The following is a 16,498-nucleotide window of genomic DNA, read 5'->3' on the forward strand; positions in this document are numbered from 1 at the left end:
GCTTTTTCTTTTCGCTCAGCGCATGCGCCAGAGCACGGGCGCAATAAACGCGGCCCAGCGCAACAGCCGCTTCGGCCGGATCACAACGACGGCGGCCGCGGCGACAACACCCGCGGCCACCGGGTGGGCACGGGCGATACGCAGCGCCGCGGCACCGGCTGATTCATTCGACGGGGGCATTTCGCGCTCGCTCGCACCGCCTGCACCCTCCGCCGCGGCCGGCTGGGTTTCTCGTCCACCCTGCAAAGTCGCGATGCGCTGGCGCTGACGCTCCATGCGCGCGAGCAGTTCTTCGCGCGTCGCAGGCCGCGCGGGACGCGGCGACTCTTCGTCCTGATCCGGGTCCTTGCCAAGGCCGAACTGGTCCTGGACCCAGGCCCAGTCGCGTTCGAATTCATGGCGCGCCGGCACGAAGCTGTTGGACGCGTTGCGCAGCGTCAGCAGCAGGCCGACAGCCGCTGCCAGCCACAGCACCACCCACCCACCCGCGACCGACCAGGCGGCCGTGATGCGGTACGGCGTTTCCCAGAAATGAACGACCACCGCCACAGACAGCAAAGCCACCGTGACCGTGGTCAGCCCCAGCACGGCGACCACGAGGAGGAGCATCAGCTTGAGGCGCTGTTTCTCGTCCTCCCAGGCCATGCGCAGCAGTTGCACCCGGTCTTCGGCCGCCAGGGCGCCCTCGGCTGCTGCGATGCGCAACCGACGAATCCGGGCGTCCAGCCCGAACAGGGACAGCAGCCTCATGGGCTGGCTCCGGTCATCCCCGACTGAAGGCTTCGGTTCGAGTTCAGGTCAGCGGCGGCCAAGCAACAGACCCACCAGCACGCCGACGGCCAGTGCGGCACCGGCGATCTGCCACGGTTCGTCGTGGGCGTAGGCGTTGGCGGAGTTGGCCGCTTCGCGGGCCTTCTTGGCGGCGAGCTTGCTCTTCTCTGCGGCGAGTTCGCGTGCGATGGCCAGCTTGGTGTCGATGCGCTGGCGCAGCGCCTTGATGTGGGGAACCGAATCCAGGTCCTTGCTTGCCAGCACGCCGCGCACGTCGCTTGCAATGTCTTCGGCTGCTGCTTCAAGATTTTGGGATGCACTCATTGGAATCTTTCCTCCGTGATGACACCGGCACCGCGCCGGCGGCTTCACGCCAGCAAATGGCGTGCTGTCATGTTACAGGCACAAAAGACCCTCGTGCGCGACGGACGCGCAGACTTTGACGCGCTACGCGTCAGGCATCCGCCAGCAGGCCGGCGACATGGCGACCGATGGCCAGGCTGCTCGTGAGCCCGGGCGATTCGATGCCGAACATATTGACCAGGCCCGGCACACCGTGCGATGCAGGCCCATCGATCACGAAGTCGGCGGCCGGCTCACCCGGCCCGGAAATCTTGGGCCGCATGCCCGCGTAGCCCGGGATCAAGGCACCGTCGGGCAGTGCGGGCCAGTACTTGCGCACCTCTGCGTAGAAGCCCTCGCCGCGGGCCGGGTCCACGACCAGGTCGTCGGCCGATTCAACCCACTGCACGTCGGGTCCGAACTTCGCCTGGTTGCCCAGGTCGAGCGTCAGGTGCACGCCCAGGCCGCCCGGTTCGGGCACCGGATAGACCAGGCGGCTGAACGGCGCGCGCCCCGAGAGCGTGAAATAGTTGCCCTTGGCGAAGTATTCCTTCGGCACCGACGACAGAGGCAGTCCTTCGAAGCGCCGGGCCAGTGCCGGAGCCCCCAGCCCGGCAGCGTTGACGACGCTGCGGCAGCGCAGCGCCGTGCCGTCCTGCGCGATCAAGACGATGCCGCTGTCGCCGCATTCGGCACGCAGCACCGCAGATTTCAGGGCCAGCATGCCGCCCGCGTTCTCGAGATCCCCGAGCAGGCTCAGCATCAAGGCGTGGCTGTCGACGATGCCGGTACTTGGTGAATGGAGTGCCGCCACGCAATGCAATTGCGGCTCCAACTGGATCGCCTGCTGCGCGGTCATCAGCTCGAGGTCGTCGACACCGTTGGAGGCGGCTTTGGTTCGAATCACATCGAGCTGGGCCGCCTGCTCCGGCGACGTGGCCACGATGAACTTGCCGCAGCGCCGGTGTGGCACGTCACGCTGCGCCGCATAGGCGTAGAGCAGCTCCTTGCCCTCGACGCAAAGCCTGGCCTTCAGCGAGCCCTGCGGGTAATAGATGCCTGCGTGAATGACCTCGCTGTTGCGCGAACTGGTTCCCGTGCCAATGGCACCTTCGGATTCCAGCACCAGCACCTCGCGGCCCGCGAGCGCCAGCGCGCGACCGACGGCCAAGCCCACAACCCCACCGCCGATCACGGCGCAATCAATTTCGTCCATCGAGCGAGCTTAGCGCGGCTCGCACGCCGCGCGCACTCACAGCACGCTGGGAGGCGGCTCGGGATCGGTGGTTTCGTCGGGCGGTGTGCTGGGCCCTTGATCGGGCTCTACAGGCAGGTCCGGCGTGAGCGGAGTTGGAAGGTCGGGATGGGTGGCCATGGTGTTGCTCCTTTGGTCCAGGTTGTAGGCCTGTGCCATGGGGGCTGCGCCAGCGCTTGGCTGTACTTGCCGTCGGCGGGAGCCGACAGGTCAGCCACCGCCCTCGCGACCCCGAAATCTCGCGCAAGGCAGGAACGAACGGACAACAAAAAAGCGACCTGGAAATCCAGGTCGCTTTTTCTGATTTGGTGGGCGGTGGAGGTTTCGAACCTCCGACCCCAGCAGTGTGAATGCTGTGCTCTACCCCTGAGCTAACCGCCCTGAGACACTGCTTTTGAGTTCAGTGTCTTGAACACGTATCGCGTTGTGCGAAGCCTCAGATTATGCCACAGCTTTTTCGCCGTTCTGGCGAAACAGTGTTCGACCACCGCTCGATTTGTCGAGCTGAGACAACACGGCCTCGTGCGCGGCGAGTTCCTGCTCGCCCGCCGCGATGACCGGCAGCGCGAACTGGCTCAGGTCGATGGCCACCACGGTGGTGCCCAGCTCCGGCTCGTTCGAGGCCACGTCGATCAGCAGCGCGTCCTGCCCGCGCGTGAGGTTGATGTAGACGTCGGCCAGCAGCTGCGCATCGAGCTTCGCGCCGTGGAAGGTTCGGTTCGAACGGTCGACACCGAAGCGGTCGCACAGTGCGTCGAGCGAATTGCGTTTGCCCGGGTACACCAGCTTGGCCATGGCCAGCGTGTCGGTCACTTCGCTGACGAAGGTGCGCAACGGCGGCAGGCCGGCGCGCTCGAACTCCTTGTTGAGAAAGCCGACGTCGAAGGCCGCGTTGTGAATGATGAGCTCGGCGCCGCGCAGGTACTCGATGATGTCGTTGCCCAGCGTGGCGAACTTCGGCTTGTCGCGCAGGAAGTCGGTGGTCAGTCCGTGCACCTTGAGCGCGTCTTCGTGGCTCTCGCGCTCGGGGTTGAAGTAGATGTGCAGGTCGTTGCCGGTGAGCTTGCGGTTGAACAGCTCCACGCAGCCGAGCTCGATGATGCGGTCGCCGTTCTCCGCCGAGAGCCCGGTGGTTTCGGTATCGAGAACGATCAGTCTGGACATCAGTGGTTTTCCTTGGCGTGGTTGATCGAGTACTTCGGAATCTCGATGGTCACATTCTCCTGCGCCAGGATCGATTGGCAACTCAGGCGCGACTGCGGCTCCAGGCCCCAGGCGCGGTCGAGCAGGTCTTCTTCACCCTCTTCGGCTTCGTTGAGCGAATTGAAGCCCTGGCGCACGATGACGTGGCAGGTCGTGCAGGCGCAGCTCATCTCGCAGGCGTGCTCGAGGTTGATGTGGTTGTCGAGCAGCGCCTCGCAGATCGAGGTGCCGGCGGGCGCGGTGATTTCGGCGCCCTGCGGGCAGTACTCGGGATGCGGGTAGATCTTGATCGTGGGCATGTTGTTGTTCTACAGGGATTCGACCTTGCGGCCCGAAAGCGCGCGCGCAATGCCCGCGTTCATGCGCTGGGCAGCAAAGGCCTCGGTGTCGTCGGCCAGTTTCTTGGTGGCGGCCTCGATGGCAGCCGCCTCGTTGCTCGCCTTGGCGGCCTCGCGCAGCCGCGCCATCGACGCGTTGATGACGGCGCGTTCCTCGGCGCCGAGCAGGTCGCCGTCGGCGTCGAGCGCACTCTGCGTGGCCAGCAGCATGCGGTCGGCATCGACGCGTGACTCGACCAGCGCGCGCGCCTGCATGTCTTGCTGCGCGGTGGAGAAGCTGTCCTGCAGCATGGTCGCGATCTGGTCGTCCGACAGGCCGTACGACGGCTTGACCGCCACGCTGGCCTCGACGCCGCTGCCCTGCTCCTTCGCGCTCACGCTCAGCAGGCCGTCGGCGTCGACGGTGAAGGTCACGCGGATGCGCGCCGCGCCGGCCGCCATCGGCGGAATGCCGCGCAACGTGAAGCGCGCGAGGCTGCGGCAATCGGACACCAGGTCGCGCTCACCCTGCACCACGTGCAACGCCAGCGCGGTCTGGCCGTCCTTGTAGGTCGTGAAGTCCTGCGCCATGGCCGTGGGAATGGTCTGGTTGCGCGGCACGATGCGCTCGACAAGCCCCCCCATGGTCTCGATGCCGAGCGACAACGGAATCACGTCCAGCAGCAACAGCTCGCCCGCGCCGTTGTTGCCGGCCAGCTGGTTGGCCTGGATGGCAGCGCCGAGGGCCACGACTTCGTCGGGGTTCAGGTTGACCAGCGGCTCGCGGCCGAAGAACTCGGCAACGGCCGCGCGGACCTGCGGCATGCGCGTGGACCCGCCGACGAGCACGATGCCCTGCAGATCGTCGGGCTTGAGCCTGGCATCGCGCAGCGCCTTGCGAACGGCAGCGATGGTGCGGTCGGTGAGCGGCTTCGTGGCCGCGTAGAACTGCTCGCGGGCCAGATCGAACGTGACCGTTTCGCCCGCGACGCTCGCGCTGAATGCGGTCGATGCCGATTCGGTCAGTGCCTCCTTGGCGGCACGCGCAGCCACCAGCAAGGCGGCCTTGTCGGTGTCGCTGCCGGCTTGCAGGCCGGTCTGCTCGAGCACAAAACCGGCCAGCGCGTGGTCGTAGTCGTCGCCGCCCAGGGCCGAGTCGCCACCCGTGGCAATCACTTCGAACACGCCCTGCGTCAGTCGCAGGATCGAGATGTCGAAGGTGCCGCCGCCCAGGTCGTAGACCGCGTAGACGCCCTCGCTCGCGTTGTCGAGGCCGTAGGCGATGGCGGCGGCCGTGGGTTCGCTGATCAAGCGCAGCACATTGAGGCCGGCAAGCTGCGCGGCGTCCTTGGTGGCCTGGCGCTGGCCTTCGTCGAAGTACGCCGGCACGGTGATGACCGCGCCGTAGAGTTCATTGTCGAAGGTGTCCTCGGCGCGGAAGCGCAACGTCGCAAGAATCTCGGCACTGATCTCGACGGGCGACTTCTCGCCTGCCAGGGTCTGTACCGTCACCATGCCGCCGTCATTGCTGCCGATGCGGAACGACATGGCCTCGCGGTTGGCGATGTCGGCCAGGCCTCGGCCCATGAGCCGTTTCACCGAGGTGATGGTGTTGGCCGGGTCCTGCGCGCGCGCGGCCAGCGCGTCGAAGCCGATCTGGCGGCGGTCGCCCTCAAGGTAGCGCACGGCCGAAGGCAGCAGCACGCGGCCCTGGTCGTCGGGCAGGCACTCGGCCACGCCATTGCGCACGGAAGCCACCAGCGAATGCGTGGTGCCGAGGTCAATGCCCACGGCAATGCGGCGCTGGTGCGGGTCGGGCGCCTGGCCGGGTTCGGAAATCTGAAGAAGAGCCATAAGGGCCTATTGTCCCAACTGATCGAATTTGGCTTCGACGTCCTGTCCGAAGCGCTCAATGAACATGAGGGCTCTCACCTGCTGCGCGGCGGCGGGGTAGTCGCCCTTCTCGTCGATGAGCCAGTCGAGCGAGGACAGCGCGCGTGCGCGGCCCGCATCGACCTCGGCCTGCAGCTTCTCGAGCGCGGCGGTGTCCTCGACCTCGTCGAGCGCCTCGCGCCATTCCATCTGCTGCATCAGAAACTCCGGCGGCATCGCCGTGTTGTTCTCGGCATTCAGCGGCGCGTCGTGCAGCTCGCAGATGTAGCTGGCGCGGCGCACCGGGTCCTTGAGCCGCTGGTAGGCCTCGTTGATGCGCACCGACCACTGCATGGCCACGCGCTGCGCTGCAGCGCCCTGCGCGGCGAAGCGGTCCGGGTGGGCTTCGCGCTGCAGCTCTTTCCATCGCGCGTCTATCGCGGCGCGGTCCTGCGCAAACGTCGCCGGGACGGCGAACAGTTGAAAGTCGGTGTCGTTCAGGTTCATGGCAAGAAAAAACCGCCAGCACATGACATGGTGGCGGCTGTGGTCGCGGTCAGCGACGGTGCATCAGAGGCGAAAACTCTCGCCGCATCCGCAACGGTCGCGTTCGTTCGGGTTGATGAACTTGAAGCCTTCGTTCAGGCCTTCGCGCACGAAGTCGAGCTGCGTGCCGTCGATGTAGGCCAGGCTCTTCGGGTCGACCAGCACCTTCACGCCGTGGTCTTCGAACACCACGTCTTCGGGGGTGAACTCGTCCACGTACTCGAGCTTGTAGGCCAGGCCCGAGCAGCCGGTGGTCTTCACGCCCAGCCGCACGCCCACGCCCTTGCCCCGTTTACCGAGGTAGCGGGTGACGTGTCGCGCAGCGGCTTCGGTCAGCGTGACGGCCATGTCAGTGAACGGCTTCCGCAGCAGCTTCGGTCTTGACGCCGTGCTTGGCCTTGTAGTCGCTCACCGCCGCCTTGATCGCATCTTCGGCCAGGATGGAGCAGTGAATCTTGACGGGCGGCAGCGCCAGTTCTTCGGCGATCTGCGCGTTCTTCAGTGCAGCCGCTTCGTCGAGCGTCTTGCCCTTGACCCATTCGGTCACGAGCGACGACGAGGCAATGGCCGAGCCGCAGCCGTAGGTCTTGAAGCGTGCGTCTTCGATCACGCCGGTTTCCGGGTTGACCTTGATCTGCAGCTTCATCACGTCGCCGCAGGCCGGGGCGCCGACCATGCCGGTGCCTACCGAGTCGTCGCCTTTTTCGAAGGAGCCGACGTTGCGTGGATTTTCGTAGTGGTCGATGACCTTGGAAGAATATGCCATGGTGTACCTCTCAAACTTTGTTCAATCGTGGAGCCTTGGGCTGGCCTGGGTCAGTGGGCCGACCACTGGATCGTGCTGATGTCGACGCCGTCCTTGAACATCTCCCACAGGGGGCTCAGCTCGCGCAGCTTCGCGACGTTGTGCTTGATGGTCGAGATCGCGTAGTCGATTTCTTCTTCGGTCGTGAAACGGCCGATGGTCATGCGCAGGCTGCTGTGGGCCAGTTCGTCGCTGCGGCCCAGGGCGCGCAGCACGTAGCTGGGTTCCAGGCTGGCCGAAGTGCAGGCCGAACCCGACGACACCGCCAGGCCCTTGATGCCCATGATCAGCGACTCGCCTTCAACATAGTTGAAGCTCATGTTCAGGTTGTGCGGCACACGACGCTCGAGGTCGCCGTTGATGAAGACCTGCTCGACGTCCTTCAGGCCGTTCAGCAGGCGCTGCTGCAGGCGGCGCGCGTGGGCGATGTCGTCCTTCATTTCGAGCTTGGCGATGCGAAACGCCTCGCCCATGCCGACGATCTGATGCGTAGGCAGCGTGCCGGAACGCATGCCGCGCTCGTGACCACCGCCATGCATTTGCGCTTCGAGGCGAATGCGCGGCTTGCGACGCACGTACAGCGCACCGATGCCCTTGGGGCCGTAGGTCTTGTGCGAGGCGAGGCTCATCAGGTCGATGGGCAGCGCGGTGATGTCGATGTCGACCTTGCCGGTGGCCTGGGCGGAATCCACATGAAAGATCACACCCTTTTCGCGGCAGACGTTGCCCAGCGCGACCACGTCTTGAATGACGCCGATTTCGTTGTTCACGAACAGCACGCTGGCCAGGATGGTGTCGGGGCGGATCGCGGCCTTGAATTTCTCCAGGTCGACGAGACCGTTTTCCTCGACGTCGAGGTAGGTCACTTCGAAGCCCTGGCGCTCGAGTTCGCGCATGGTATCGAGCACGGCCTTGTGCTCGGTCTTCAGGGTGATCAGGTGCTTGCCCTTGCCCTTGTAGAACTGGGCCGCGCCCTTGAGCGCGAGATTGATCGACTCGGTGGCACCCGACGTCCAGACGATCTCGCGCGGATCAGCATTGATCAGCTCAGCGACCTGGCCGCGCGCCTTCTCGACCGCTTCCTCAGCCTCCCAGCCCCAGGCGTGGCTGCGAGATGCCGGATTGCCGAAGTGTTCGCGCAACCACGGAATCATGGCGTCGACCACACGGGGGTCCACCGGCGTGGTGGCGCCGTAATCGAGATAGATCGGGAAATGAGGAGTTACGTCCATGGCTGGCTCGTGCTGGCGTGGGGGTTGTTTTTTGATCTGGCGGCTCTTGGCGGCGCCCGCAGGCGCTGCCGACACTCAGGACTTGGCGAAGACGTTGCCGAGGGCGAACACCGAATTCGGCGCGTTCACACGAATCGGCTTGACCACCGGCTGGGCCGAGATCGCACGCTTGACGACCGGCTTGTTCTCGATCTGCACGCCCTTGGCGATCTGGTCGTCCACCAGCTTTTGCAGCGTGACGGAATCAAGGAACTCGACCATGCGCTGGTTCAGCGAGGCCCAGAGTTCGTGCGTCATGCAGCGGCCGGCTTCGCCGAGGCAGTTTTCCTTGCCGCCGCACTGGGTGGCATCGATGGGTTCATCGACGGAAACAATGATGTCGGCCACGGTGATGTCTGCCGCCTTGCGGCCGAGGCTGTAACCGCCGCCGGGGCCACGGGTCGACTCGACCAGCTCGTGACGGCGCAGCTTGCCGAACAGCTGTTCGAGGTACGACAGCGAAATCTGCTGCCGTTGGCTGATTGCAGCCAGCGTGACCGGACCGGTGTTCTGACGCAGCGCCAGATCGATCATTGCTGTGACCGCAAAACGGCCTTTGGTAGTGAGACGCATCGCAAGCTCCTTCAAGTGCTTACCGTTGAAATGACACCGCAGTCCCGGACCGCGGTGACTTCGTCTCCGCCCTGCCCGACCCCAGACACTGGTGAACCAGCCGGTAGGAGTCGGTCCTTCATCGCGAAGTTCTTTTTATGTTGTTGACTGTTTCGGTCAAGTATAACAGAAACCCCGAACTCTGCTCGGGTAAACCCCAGCGCGGTTCGCTTGAAGAATGCAAACCTCCGAACCAAGGCCAGCCGGACACCAGACCTACTGCGGCAAAACCGCGATGTTGTCGCCGCCGGACGCCCCGAATGCCCGCTCCCGCAGCAGCGCCAACTGGTCGCGCACCCGGGCGGCCTTCTCGAATTCGAGGTTCCGGGCGTGCTCCAGCATCTGCTTTTCGAGCCGCTTGATTTCCCGGGCGATGTCCTTCTCGCTCATGTCCTCGACCTTGGCGCGCTCCAGGTCGAGCTTGGCCATTTCCTTGCCGGTCTTCTCGCTGTAGACACCGTCGATCAGGTCGCGCACCTGCTTGACGATGCTGCGCGGCGTGATGCCGTTGGCCTCGTTGTGGGCAATCTGCCGCGCACGCCGGCGCTCAGTTTCGCCAATGGCCATCTTCATCGAATCGGTCATCCGGTCGGCGTAGAGAATGGCCTTGCCGCTCAGGTTGCGCGCTGCCCGGCCGATCGTCTGGATCAGCGAGCGCTCGGAACGCAGGAAGCCTTCCTTGTCGGCGTCGAGAATCGCGACCAGCGACACCTCTGGAATGTCCAGTCCCTCGCGCAGCAGGTTGATGCCCACGAGCACGTCGAAGGTGCCAAGGCGCAGGTCGCGCAGGATTTCGACCCGCTCCACGGTGTCAATGTCGCTGTGCAGGTAGCGCACCTTCACACCGTTGTCGCCCAGGTAGTCGGTCAGTTGCTCGGCCATGCGCTTGGTGAGCGTGGTGATGAGCACGCGTTCGTTCTTGTCCACGCGGATGCGGATCTCGCCCAGCACGTCGTCCACCTGGTGAGTGGCGGGGCGCACCTCGACCTCGGGGTCGATCAGCCCGGTGGGCCGCACCAGCTGTTCGACCACGTTGCCCGCATGGTCCTTCTCGTACTGCGCCGGCGTGGCCGAAACGAAGATGCACTGGCGCATGCGCGTCTCGAACTCTTCCAGCTTGAGCGGCCGGTTGTCCAGGGCGCTCGGCAGCCGAAAGCCGTATTCCACCAGCGTGGTCTTGCGGGCCCGGTCGCCGTTGTACATGCCGCCGAGCTGCCCGATCATCTGGTGGCTCTCGTCGAGGAACATCAGCGCGTCCTTCGGCATGTAGTCGGTCAGCGTGGCGGGCGGCTGGCCCGGCGCGGCGCCCGACAGGTGGCGGGTGTAGTTCTCGATGCCCTTGCAGTGGCCGATCTCGGCGAGCATCTCGAGGTCGAAACGCGTGCGCTGCTCCAGCCGCTGCGCCTCGACCAGCTTGCCCGCGCCCACCAGTTCCTTGAGCCGGCCGGCCAGCTCGATCTTGATGGTTTCCACCGCCGCCAGCACCTTGTCGCGCGGCGTCACGTAGTGGCTCGACGGGTACACCGTGAAGCGCGGCACCTTCTGCCGGATGCGCCCGGTCAACGGGTCGAACAGCTGCAGCGACTCGATCTCGTCGTCGAACAGCTCGAAGCGGATCGCCAGCTCGCTGTGCTCCGCCGGAAACACGTCGATGGTGTCGCCCCGCACGCGGAAAGTGCCGCGCGCAAAGTCCTGCTCGTTGCGCGTGTACTGCATGCGGATGAGCCGCGAGATCAGGTCGCGCTGGCCGACCTTGTCGCCCACGCGGGCGATCAGCCGCATCTCCATGTAGTCCTCGGGCGTGCCGATGCCGTAGATGGCGCTCACCGTGGCCACGATCACCGTGTCGCGTCGCTCCAGCACGCTCTTGGTGGCAGACAGCCGCATCTGCTCGATGTGCTCGTTGATCGAGGAGTCCTTCTCGATGAACAGGTCGCGCTGCGGCACGTAGGCCTCGGGCTGGTAGTAGTCGTAGTAGCTCACGAAGTACTCGACCGCGTTCTTCGGGAAGAACTCGCGAAACTCGCTGTAGAGCTGCGCCGCCAGGGTCTTGTTGGGCGCAAAGATGATGGCCGGGCGGCCCAGTTGCGCGATCACGTTGGCCATGGTGAAGGTCTTGCCCGAGCCGGTCACGCCCAGCAGGGTCTGGAACACCTCGCCGTCGGTCACGCCCGCCACCAGCCCCTCGATGGCCTTGGGCTGGTCCCCGGCCGGCGGATAGGGCTGGAAAAGCTCGAACGGAGAGCCGGGGTAGCGGACGAATTCGCCCTGTTTTGCGGGCCCGATCGGGTCCAGCTTCTTCAGGTCTGCTATGGCTTCGTTGTTCTCTGGCATGGCTGTTCCCGACAGGTGGCGATCACGCCGGTAAAATTCAAGGCAACCGGAAAGCGTAGCGCAAACCCGGTTGCCAGCGAAGCTTTCATCCCAAAGGACCTTTCCATGTCTATGTTCACCGCGGTCGAAATGGCACCGCGCGACCCGATCCTCGGCCTCAACGAGCAGTTTGCCGCCGACACCAACCCCTCCAAGGTCAATCTCGGCGTCGGCGTCTATTACGACGACAACGGCAAGCTGCCCCTGCTGCAGTGCGTGCAGGCAGCCGAGCAGAACATGATGAAAGCGCCCACGGCGCGTGGTTATCTGCCCATCGACGGCATCGTCGCGTACGACAACGCCGTGAAGGCATTGGTCTTCGGCGCCGACAGCGAACCCGTCACGTCGGGCCGCGTGGCCACCATCCAGGCCATCGGCGGAACCGGCGGCCTGAAGGTCGGCGCCGACTTCCTGAAGAAGCTCAATCCCAACGCCAAGGTCCTGATCAGCGACCCGAGCTGGGAAAACCACCGCGCGCTGTTCACCAACGCCGGCTTCGAGGTCGAAAGCTACCCCTACTACGACGCCGCCAAGCGCGGCATCGACTTCGACGGCATGCTGGCCGCCCTGAACGCGGCGCCCGCCGGCACGGTCGTCGTGCTGCACGCCTGCTGCCACAACCCGACCGGCTACGACATCACGTCGGCCCAGTGGGACCAGGTCGTTGCCGCCGTCAAGGCCAAGAACCTCGTGCCCTTCCTCGACATGGCCTACCAGGGCTTCGGCTACGGCCTGACCGAAGACGGCGCGGCCGTCGGCAAGTTCGTCGATGCCGGCCTGACCTTCTTCGTGTCGACCTCGTTCTCCAAGAGCTTCAGCCTGTACGGCGAGCGCGTCGGCGCCCTTTCGGTGCTGTGCGAGAACAAGGAAGAAGCTGGCCGCGTGCTGTCGCAGCTGAAGATCGCCATTCGCACCAACTACAGCAACCCACCCATCCACGGCGGCGCCGTGGTGGCCGCGGTGCTCGGCACCCCCGAACTGCGCGCCCTGTGGGAAAAGGAGCTCGGCGAGATGCGCGTGCGCATCAAGGCCATGCGCCAGAAGCTGGTGGACGGCCTGAAGGCCGCCGGCGTGAAGGAAGACATGAGCTTCATCACCACGCAGATCGGCATGTTCAGCTACTCGGGCCTGAGCAAGGACCAGATGGTGCGCCTGCGCAATGAATTCGGCGTGTACGGCACCGACACCGGCCGCATGTGCGTGGCCGCGCTGAACAGCAAGAACATCGAGCACGTCTGTGCCTCGATCGCCAAAGTCATCTAAGTGACAGCAAAGTGTGAGGGAATCGCCTTCGCGACGATTCCTTCACATTCCGTGGAAAAAGCACCCTCGCCTCGTGGTCCGTGTAGGGGTTAGGCCCCCTGCACCGCAGCGAGGGCACTGATATATTGCACTGCAACATTCCACTCCAACACCAGCGATGCTCTATCAACTCTACGAAGCCCAGCGTTCCCTGATGGAGCCCTTCTCGGACTTCGCCCAGGCGGCCTCCAAACTCTACGGCCCCGGCGCCGTGTGGGGCCAACTGCCCATGGCGCAGCGCATGGCCGCAGGCTACGACCTGCTCTATCGCCTCGGCAAGGACTACGAGAAGCCCGAATTCAACATCAAGTCGGTGAAGGTCGGCGGCGAAGATGTCGTCATCCAGGAAGCCATCGCGCTCGACAAGCCCTTCTGCGAGCTGCGCCGGTTCAAGCGCTTCACCGACGAGCCGCACATCCTCAAGACGCTCAAGAGCCAGCCCGTGGTGCTGATCGTGGCGCCCCTGTCGGGCCACTACGCCACGCTGCTGCGCGATACCGTGCGCACCATGCTGCAGGACCACAAGGTCTACATCACCGACTGGAAGAACGCGCGGCTGGTGCCGATGTCGGAAGGCGAGTTCCACCTCGACGACTACATCAACTACGTGCAGGAGTTCATCCGCCTGCTGCAGGCCGAGTACGGCAACTGCCACGTCGTGAGCGTGTGCCAGCCGACCGTGCCGGTTCTGGCGGCCGTGTCGCTCATGGCGAGCCGCGGCGAAGCGCTGCCGCTCACCATGACCATGATGGGCGGCCCCATCGACGCGCGCAAGTCACCCACGGCGGTGAACAACCTCGCGATGAACAAGAGCTTCGAGTGGTTCGAGAACAACGTGATCTACCCCGTGCCGCAAGGCTTCCCGGGTGCGGGCCGCCGCGTGTACCCAGGCTTCTTGCAGCACACCGGCTTCGTGGCCATGAACCCTGACCGCCACGCCACCAGCCACTACGACTACTTCAAGGACCTCATCAAGGGCGACGACGCCAGCGTCGAGGCCCACCGCAAGTTCTACGACGAGTACAACGCCGTGCTCGACATGGACGCCGACTACTACCTCGACACCATCCGCACCGTGTTCCAGGAGTTCGACCTGGTCAACGGCACATGGGACGTCAAGAACCCCGAAGGCCAGGTGGAGCGCGTGCGCCCGCAGGACATCCACGGCGCCGCCCTGCTCACCGTCGAAGGCGAACTCGACGACATCTCCGGCTCGGGCCAGACCGAGGCCGCGCACAGCCTGTGCACCGGCATCTCGGACAGCAAGCGCGAGCACTACGAAGTCAAGGGCGCAGGCCACTATGGCATCTTCAGCGGCCGCCGCTGGCGCGAACTGGTCTACCCGAAGGTGGTGAAGTTCATCGCAGCCAACGACGAGCCGCAGAGCCGCGCGGGCAACCGCGGCGAGCTTGCCGCCGAAGACACCGTGAAGCCGACCCGCAAGACGGCCGCCGTCGCCGCCAGCAAGGCGCCGGCAAGAAAGGCTGCGACCGTGTCTGCGCCCGCTGTGCCCGCAGCGGTCAAGAAGACCGCCGCGCGCAAGAAGGCCGGCGCCAGCGCCGCGCGCTGAAGCGCGCCCGCCAAGCTCCAGTGAACGGACTCGCCGCACGCATCAACGACGCACTGCCCCAGACGCAGTGCACCCGGTGCGGCTACCCGGACTGCGCCGGCTACGCGCAGGCCGTGGCAAACGAGGAAGCGGGCATCAACCAATGCCCGCCGGGGGGCGCGGAAGGTATCGCGCGCCTGGCGCTCATCACCGGGCGCCCCCCGCTACCGCTCGATCCCCAGTTCGGCACCGAAGGCCCGCGCGCCATGGCCGTCATCGACGAGGCCTGGTGCATCGGCTGCACCCTGTGCCTGGACGCCTGCCCGACCGACGCCATCGTCGGCATCAACAAGCGCATGCACACGGTGATCGAGGCGCACTGCACCGGTTGCGAGCTGTGCATTCCGGTGTGCCCCGTCGACTGCATCTCGCTCGAAGTCGCAACACCCGGCCGCACCGGCTGGCAGGCCTGGTCTGCCGAGCAGGCCGCGAGCGCACGGCAACGTTACGAAGTGCACGGCAAGCACCGCAACACCGACGCCCGCCTGGCTGAAACGGCGCCCCAACCCGAAACCCCGCAGGACGCCGGCGCACGCAAGCGCGCCATCGTCGAAGCCGCGCTGGCGCGGGCACGTGCCGCTTCACAGCAACGCACCCAGGCCACGAAGCCATGACCCTCGACACCCTGCTCATCTACGCCGTCGCATCGCTCGCGCTGGCCCTGATTCCGGGACCGACGATGCTGCTGGCGCTGTCCAACGGCATCGAGGGCGGCATGCGCCGCGCGAGTTGGGGCATTGCGGGCGCATCGCTCGGCAGCATCACATTGATCGCGGTCGTCGCGCTCGGGCTGGGGTCGCTGCTGGCGGCTTCGGAATGGCTCTTCAACGCGATACGCATAGCCGGCGTGGCTTACCTCGTGTGGCTGGGCGTCAGGCTCTGGCGCAGCGAGGCGACCGATCTCGGCGCAGTGCTGGCCAAGTCGCCGCTCGAAGTTCGCCCGCCCGGCCGCGTCGCGCTGCTGCGCAGCCTGGCCGTGGCGCTGTCGAACCCCAAGACTGTGCTGTTCTTCGCGGCCTTCCTGCCGCAGTTCGTCGATATCGCGAAGCCGCAGGGTCCGCAGTACCTGCTGCTGGGCGCTGTGTTCGTCGCGCTCGACACCTGCGTGATGCTGGCCTACGCCGGCGCCGGCACGCAGGCCGTGCGCTTTCTTTCGCAGCGCGGCGTGAAGGCCATGAACCGCGGCTGCGCAGCCGGCATGTGGCTGCTGGCCGCTACCCTTGCCGTGTGGCGCCGCCCCGGCGCTTGAAGAGCAAAAGCAGCACGCCCGCCAGCACCACGCCCACGGCGTACCACTCGAAGCGCGTGACCGTTTCGCCGGCGATCCACACGCCCAGCAGCATCGCGATCACCGGATTCACGAAGGTGTAGCTCGACGCCAGCGCGGCCGGTGCCCTCGCCAACAGCACCATGTAGGCATTGAAGGCGATCAGCGAGCCGAACACCACGAGGTAGAACCACGCGGCCACCGCCTCGGCCTGCAAGGGCCAGTTCACCGCTTCACCGGACACCGCGGCCAGCCCCATCAACACCACGCCACCACAAAGCATCTCGCTCGCGAAACCCATCGCGCCGGGCGCCAGCGGCAGGCCGCGCTGGCTCAGCACACTGCCGAGCGACCAGCAGCAGCAGGCGATGCAGATCGCCAGCAAGCCTTCGGGCGAAGACCGGAAGCCGCTGCCCTGCGTCAGCATCAGCACGCCGACAAGCCCGAGCGCAATGCCCGCTGCCTCCAGCCGCGACGGCTTCACACCCCAGATCAGGTTGAGCAGCGCAATGAGCAGCGGAATCACCGCGATGAACGCGACGACCAGCCCAGAGCCGATCGACACCTCGGCACTGGCCGTGCCGCCCATGCCGCCGCCCAGCATCAACGCGCCGACGATGAAGGCATTGCGCCATTGCACCGGCGACGGCCACGGCGCCCCGCGCCAGCGCATCCACACGATGAGCAGCACGCCCGCGCACAGAAAGCGCGAGCCCATCTGCAGGAACGGCGGAAAGCTCACGAGCGCGTACTTGATCGCGAGGTAGGTCGAGCCCCAGACCACCCAGGTGGCGGCAAGGCACAGCCACAGCAGCAGCGGCAATCCGGAGCGCCCTGCAGACGTGGGCTTGGCTGGAGAAGCGAGGGTGGCCATGGCCGAGGGAAGTCTCTTGTTGGTATGTGAAGGCAGCCATGGTATGAAAGCCAACCTCCGGCATCCATGCGACTTTCAT

At 65.6% G+C, this 16,498-nt stretch carries 18 protein-coding genes and 1 tRNA gene; 4 read left to right on the top strand and 15 right to left on the bottom strand.

Annotation, left to right across the window (positions count from 1 at the left end):
* Positions 1-15: 15 nt before the first annotated feature.
* The 14 genes from ACSFBM_RS09050 to uvrB all read right to left on the bottom strand — a co-directional run bounded on the left by ACSFBM_RS09050 (position 16) and on the right by uvrB (position 11,328).
* Positions 16-750, bottom strand: coding sequence for a phage holin family protein (locus ACSFBM_RS09050; RefSeq protein WP_435484049.1), 735 nt, complete (start codon positions 748-750; stop codon positions 16-18).
* 48 nt (positions 751-798) lie between these two features.
* Complete coding sequence (locus ACSFBM_RS09055) at positions 799-1,095, bottom strand: glycine zipper domain-containing protein (protein WP_007828200.1); 297 nt, start codon at positions 1,093-1,095, stop codon at positions 799-801.
* Positions 1,096-1,225: 130 nt separating this feature from the next.
* A complete protein-coding gene (locus ACSFBM_RS09060; protein WP_435484050.1) occupies positions 1,226-2,329 on the bottom strand; it encodes an NAD(P)/FAD-dependent oxidoreductase in 1,104 nt (367 codons plus the stop codon).
* A 36-nt stretch (positions 2,330-2,365) separates the two neighbouring features.
* The gene (locus tag ACSFBM_RS09065) at positions 2,366-2,488 is read right to left on the bottom strand and encodes a stereocilin (protein ID WP_435438576.1); all 123 of its coding nucleotides are present in this window, start codon (positions 2,486-2,488) and stop codon (positions 2,366-2,368) included.
* 186 nt (positions 2,489-2,674) lie between these two features.
* Positions 2,675-2,749 (bottom strand) — tRNA-Val (locus tag ACSFBM_RS09070).
* Positions 2,750-2,809: 60 nt separating this feature from the next.
* Positions 2,810-3,532, bottom strand: a complete 723-nt coding sequence (dnaQ, locus tag ACSFBM_RS09075; protein ID WP_435484051.1) for a DNA polymerase III subunit epsilon — start codon at positions 3,530-3,532, stop codon at positions 2,810-2,812.
* Positions 3,532-3,870, bottom strand: coding sequence for an ISC system 2Fe-2S type ferredoxin (fdx, locus tag ACSFBM_RS09080; protein ID WP_435438574.1), 339 nt, complete (start codon positions 3,868-3,870; stop codon positions 3,532-3,534). Before fdx ends, dnaQ begins: the two co-directional genes overlap by 1 nt.
* A gap of 9 nt (positions 3,871-3,879) precedes the next feature.
* Entirely contained in the window at positions 3,880-5,742 is a 1,863-nt protein-coding gene (hscA, locus tag ACSFBM_RS09085) for a Fe-S protein assembly chaperone HscA (protein ID WP_435484052.1), read from the bottom strand.
* A gap of 6 nt (positions 5,743-5,748) precedes the next feature.
* The gene (gene hscB, locus ACSFBM_RS09090; protein ID WP_435438572.1) at positions 5,749-6,267 is read right to left on the bottom strand and encodes a Fe-S protein assembly co-chaperone HscB; all 519 of its coding nucleotides are present in this window, start codon (positions 6,265-6,267) and stop codon (positions 5,749-5,751) included.
* Between the two features lie 63 nt (positions 6,268-6,330).
* Entirely contained in the window at positions 6,331-6,654 is a 324-nt protein-coding gene (gene iscA / locus ACSFBM_RS09095; protein ID WP_435484053.1) for an iron-sulfur cluster assembly protein IscA, read from the bottom strand.
* A 1-nt stretch (position 6,655) separates the two neighbouring features.
* A complete protein-coding gene (gene iscU, locus ACSFBM_RS09100; RefSeq protein WP_116907255.1) occupies positions 6,656-7,072 on the bottom strand; it encodes a Fe-S cluster assembly scaffold IscU in 417 nt (138 codons plus the stop codon).
* A 50-nt stretch (positions 7,073-7,122) separates the two neighbouring features.
* Entirely contained in the window at positions 7,123-8,343 is a 1,221-nt protein-coding gene (locus ACSFBM_RS09105) for an IscS subfamily cysteine desulfurase (protein WP_435484054.1), read from the bottom strand.
* Between the two features lie 75 nt (positions 8,344-8,418).
* The gene (gene iscR / locus ACSFBM_RS09110; protein WP_093237517.1) at positions 8,419-8,955 is read right to left on the bottom strand and encodes a Fe-S cluster assembly transcriptional regulator IscR; all 537 of its coding nucleotides are present in this window, start codon (positions 8,953-8,955) and stop codon (positions 8,419-8,421) included.
* A 255-nt stretch (positions 8,956-9,210) separates the two neighbouring features.
* On the bottom strand, positions 9,211-11,328 hold the full coding sequence (gene uvrB, locus ACSFBM_RS09115) for an excinuclease ABC subunit UvrB (protein WP_435484055.1): 2,118 nt from the start codon (positions 11,326-11,328) through the stop codon (positions 9,211-9,213).
* A 105-nt stretch (positions 11,329-11,433) separates the two neighbouring features.
* Here uvrB and ACSFBM_RS09120 point away from each other — a divergent pair, with 105 nt between their 5' ends.
* From ACSFBM_RS09120 to ACSFBM_RS09135, 4 genes are all read left to right on the top strand, one after another.
* Positions 11,434-12,630: an amino acid aminotransferase gene (locus ACSFBM_RS09120; RefSeq protein WP_435484056.1), complete on the top strand. Its 1,197-nt coding sequence runs from the start codon at positions 11,434-11,436 to the stop codon at positions 12,628-12,630.
* Positions 12,631-12,787: 157 nt separating this feature from the next.
* Positions 12,788-14,239, top strand: coding sequence for a polyhydroxyalkanoate depolymerase (locus tag ACSFBM_RS09125; protein WP_435484057.1), 1,452 nt, complete (start codon positions 12,788-12,790; stop codon positions 14,237-14,239).
* A gap of 20 nt (positions 14,240-14,259) precedes the next feature.
* Positions 14,260-14,892, top strand: coding sequence for an RnfABCDGE type electron transport complex subunit B (locus ACSFBM_RS09130; RefSeq protein WP_435484058.1), 633 nt, complete (start codon positions 14,260-14,262; stop codon positions 14,890-14,892).
* Positions 14,889-15,527, top strand: coding sequence for a LysE family translocator (locus tag ACSFBM_RS09135; protein ID WP_435484059.1), 639 nt, complete (start codon positions 14,889-14,891; stop codon positions 15,525-15,527). Before ACSFBM_RS09130 ends, ACSFBM_RS09135 begins: the two co-directional genes overlap by 4 nt.
* On the opposite strand, the gene yedA is transcribed toward ACSFBM_RS09135, so the two are convergent.
* Positions 15,493-16,419, bottom strand: coding sequence for a drug/metabolite exporter YedA (gene yedA / locus ACSFBM_RS09140; protein ID WP_435484060.1), 927 nt, complete (start codon positions 16,417-16,419; stop codon positions 15,493-15,495). The two genes, ACSFBM_RS09135 and yedA, sit on opposite strands and share 35 nt — an antisense overlap.
* Positions 16,420-16,498 lie beyond the last annotated feature (79 nt).

This window comes from Variovorax pasteuri, assembly GCF_051216435.1.
In the GTDB taxonomy this organism is placed as follows: Bacteria; Pseudomonadota; Gammaproteobacteria; order Burkholderiales; family Burkholderiaceae_C; genus Variovorax.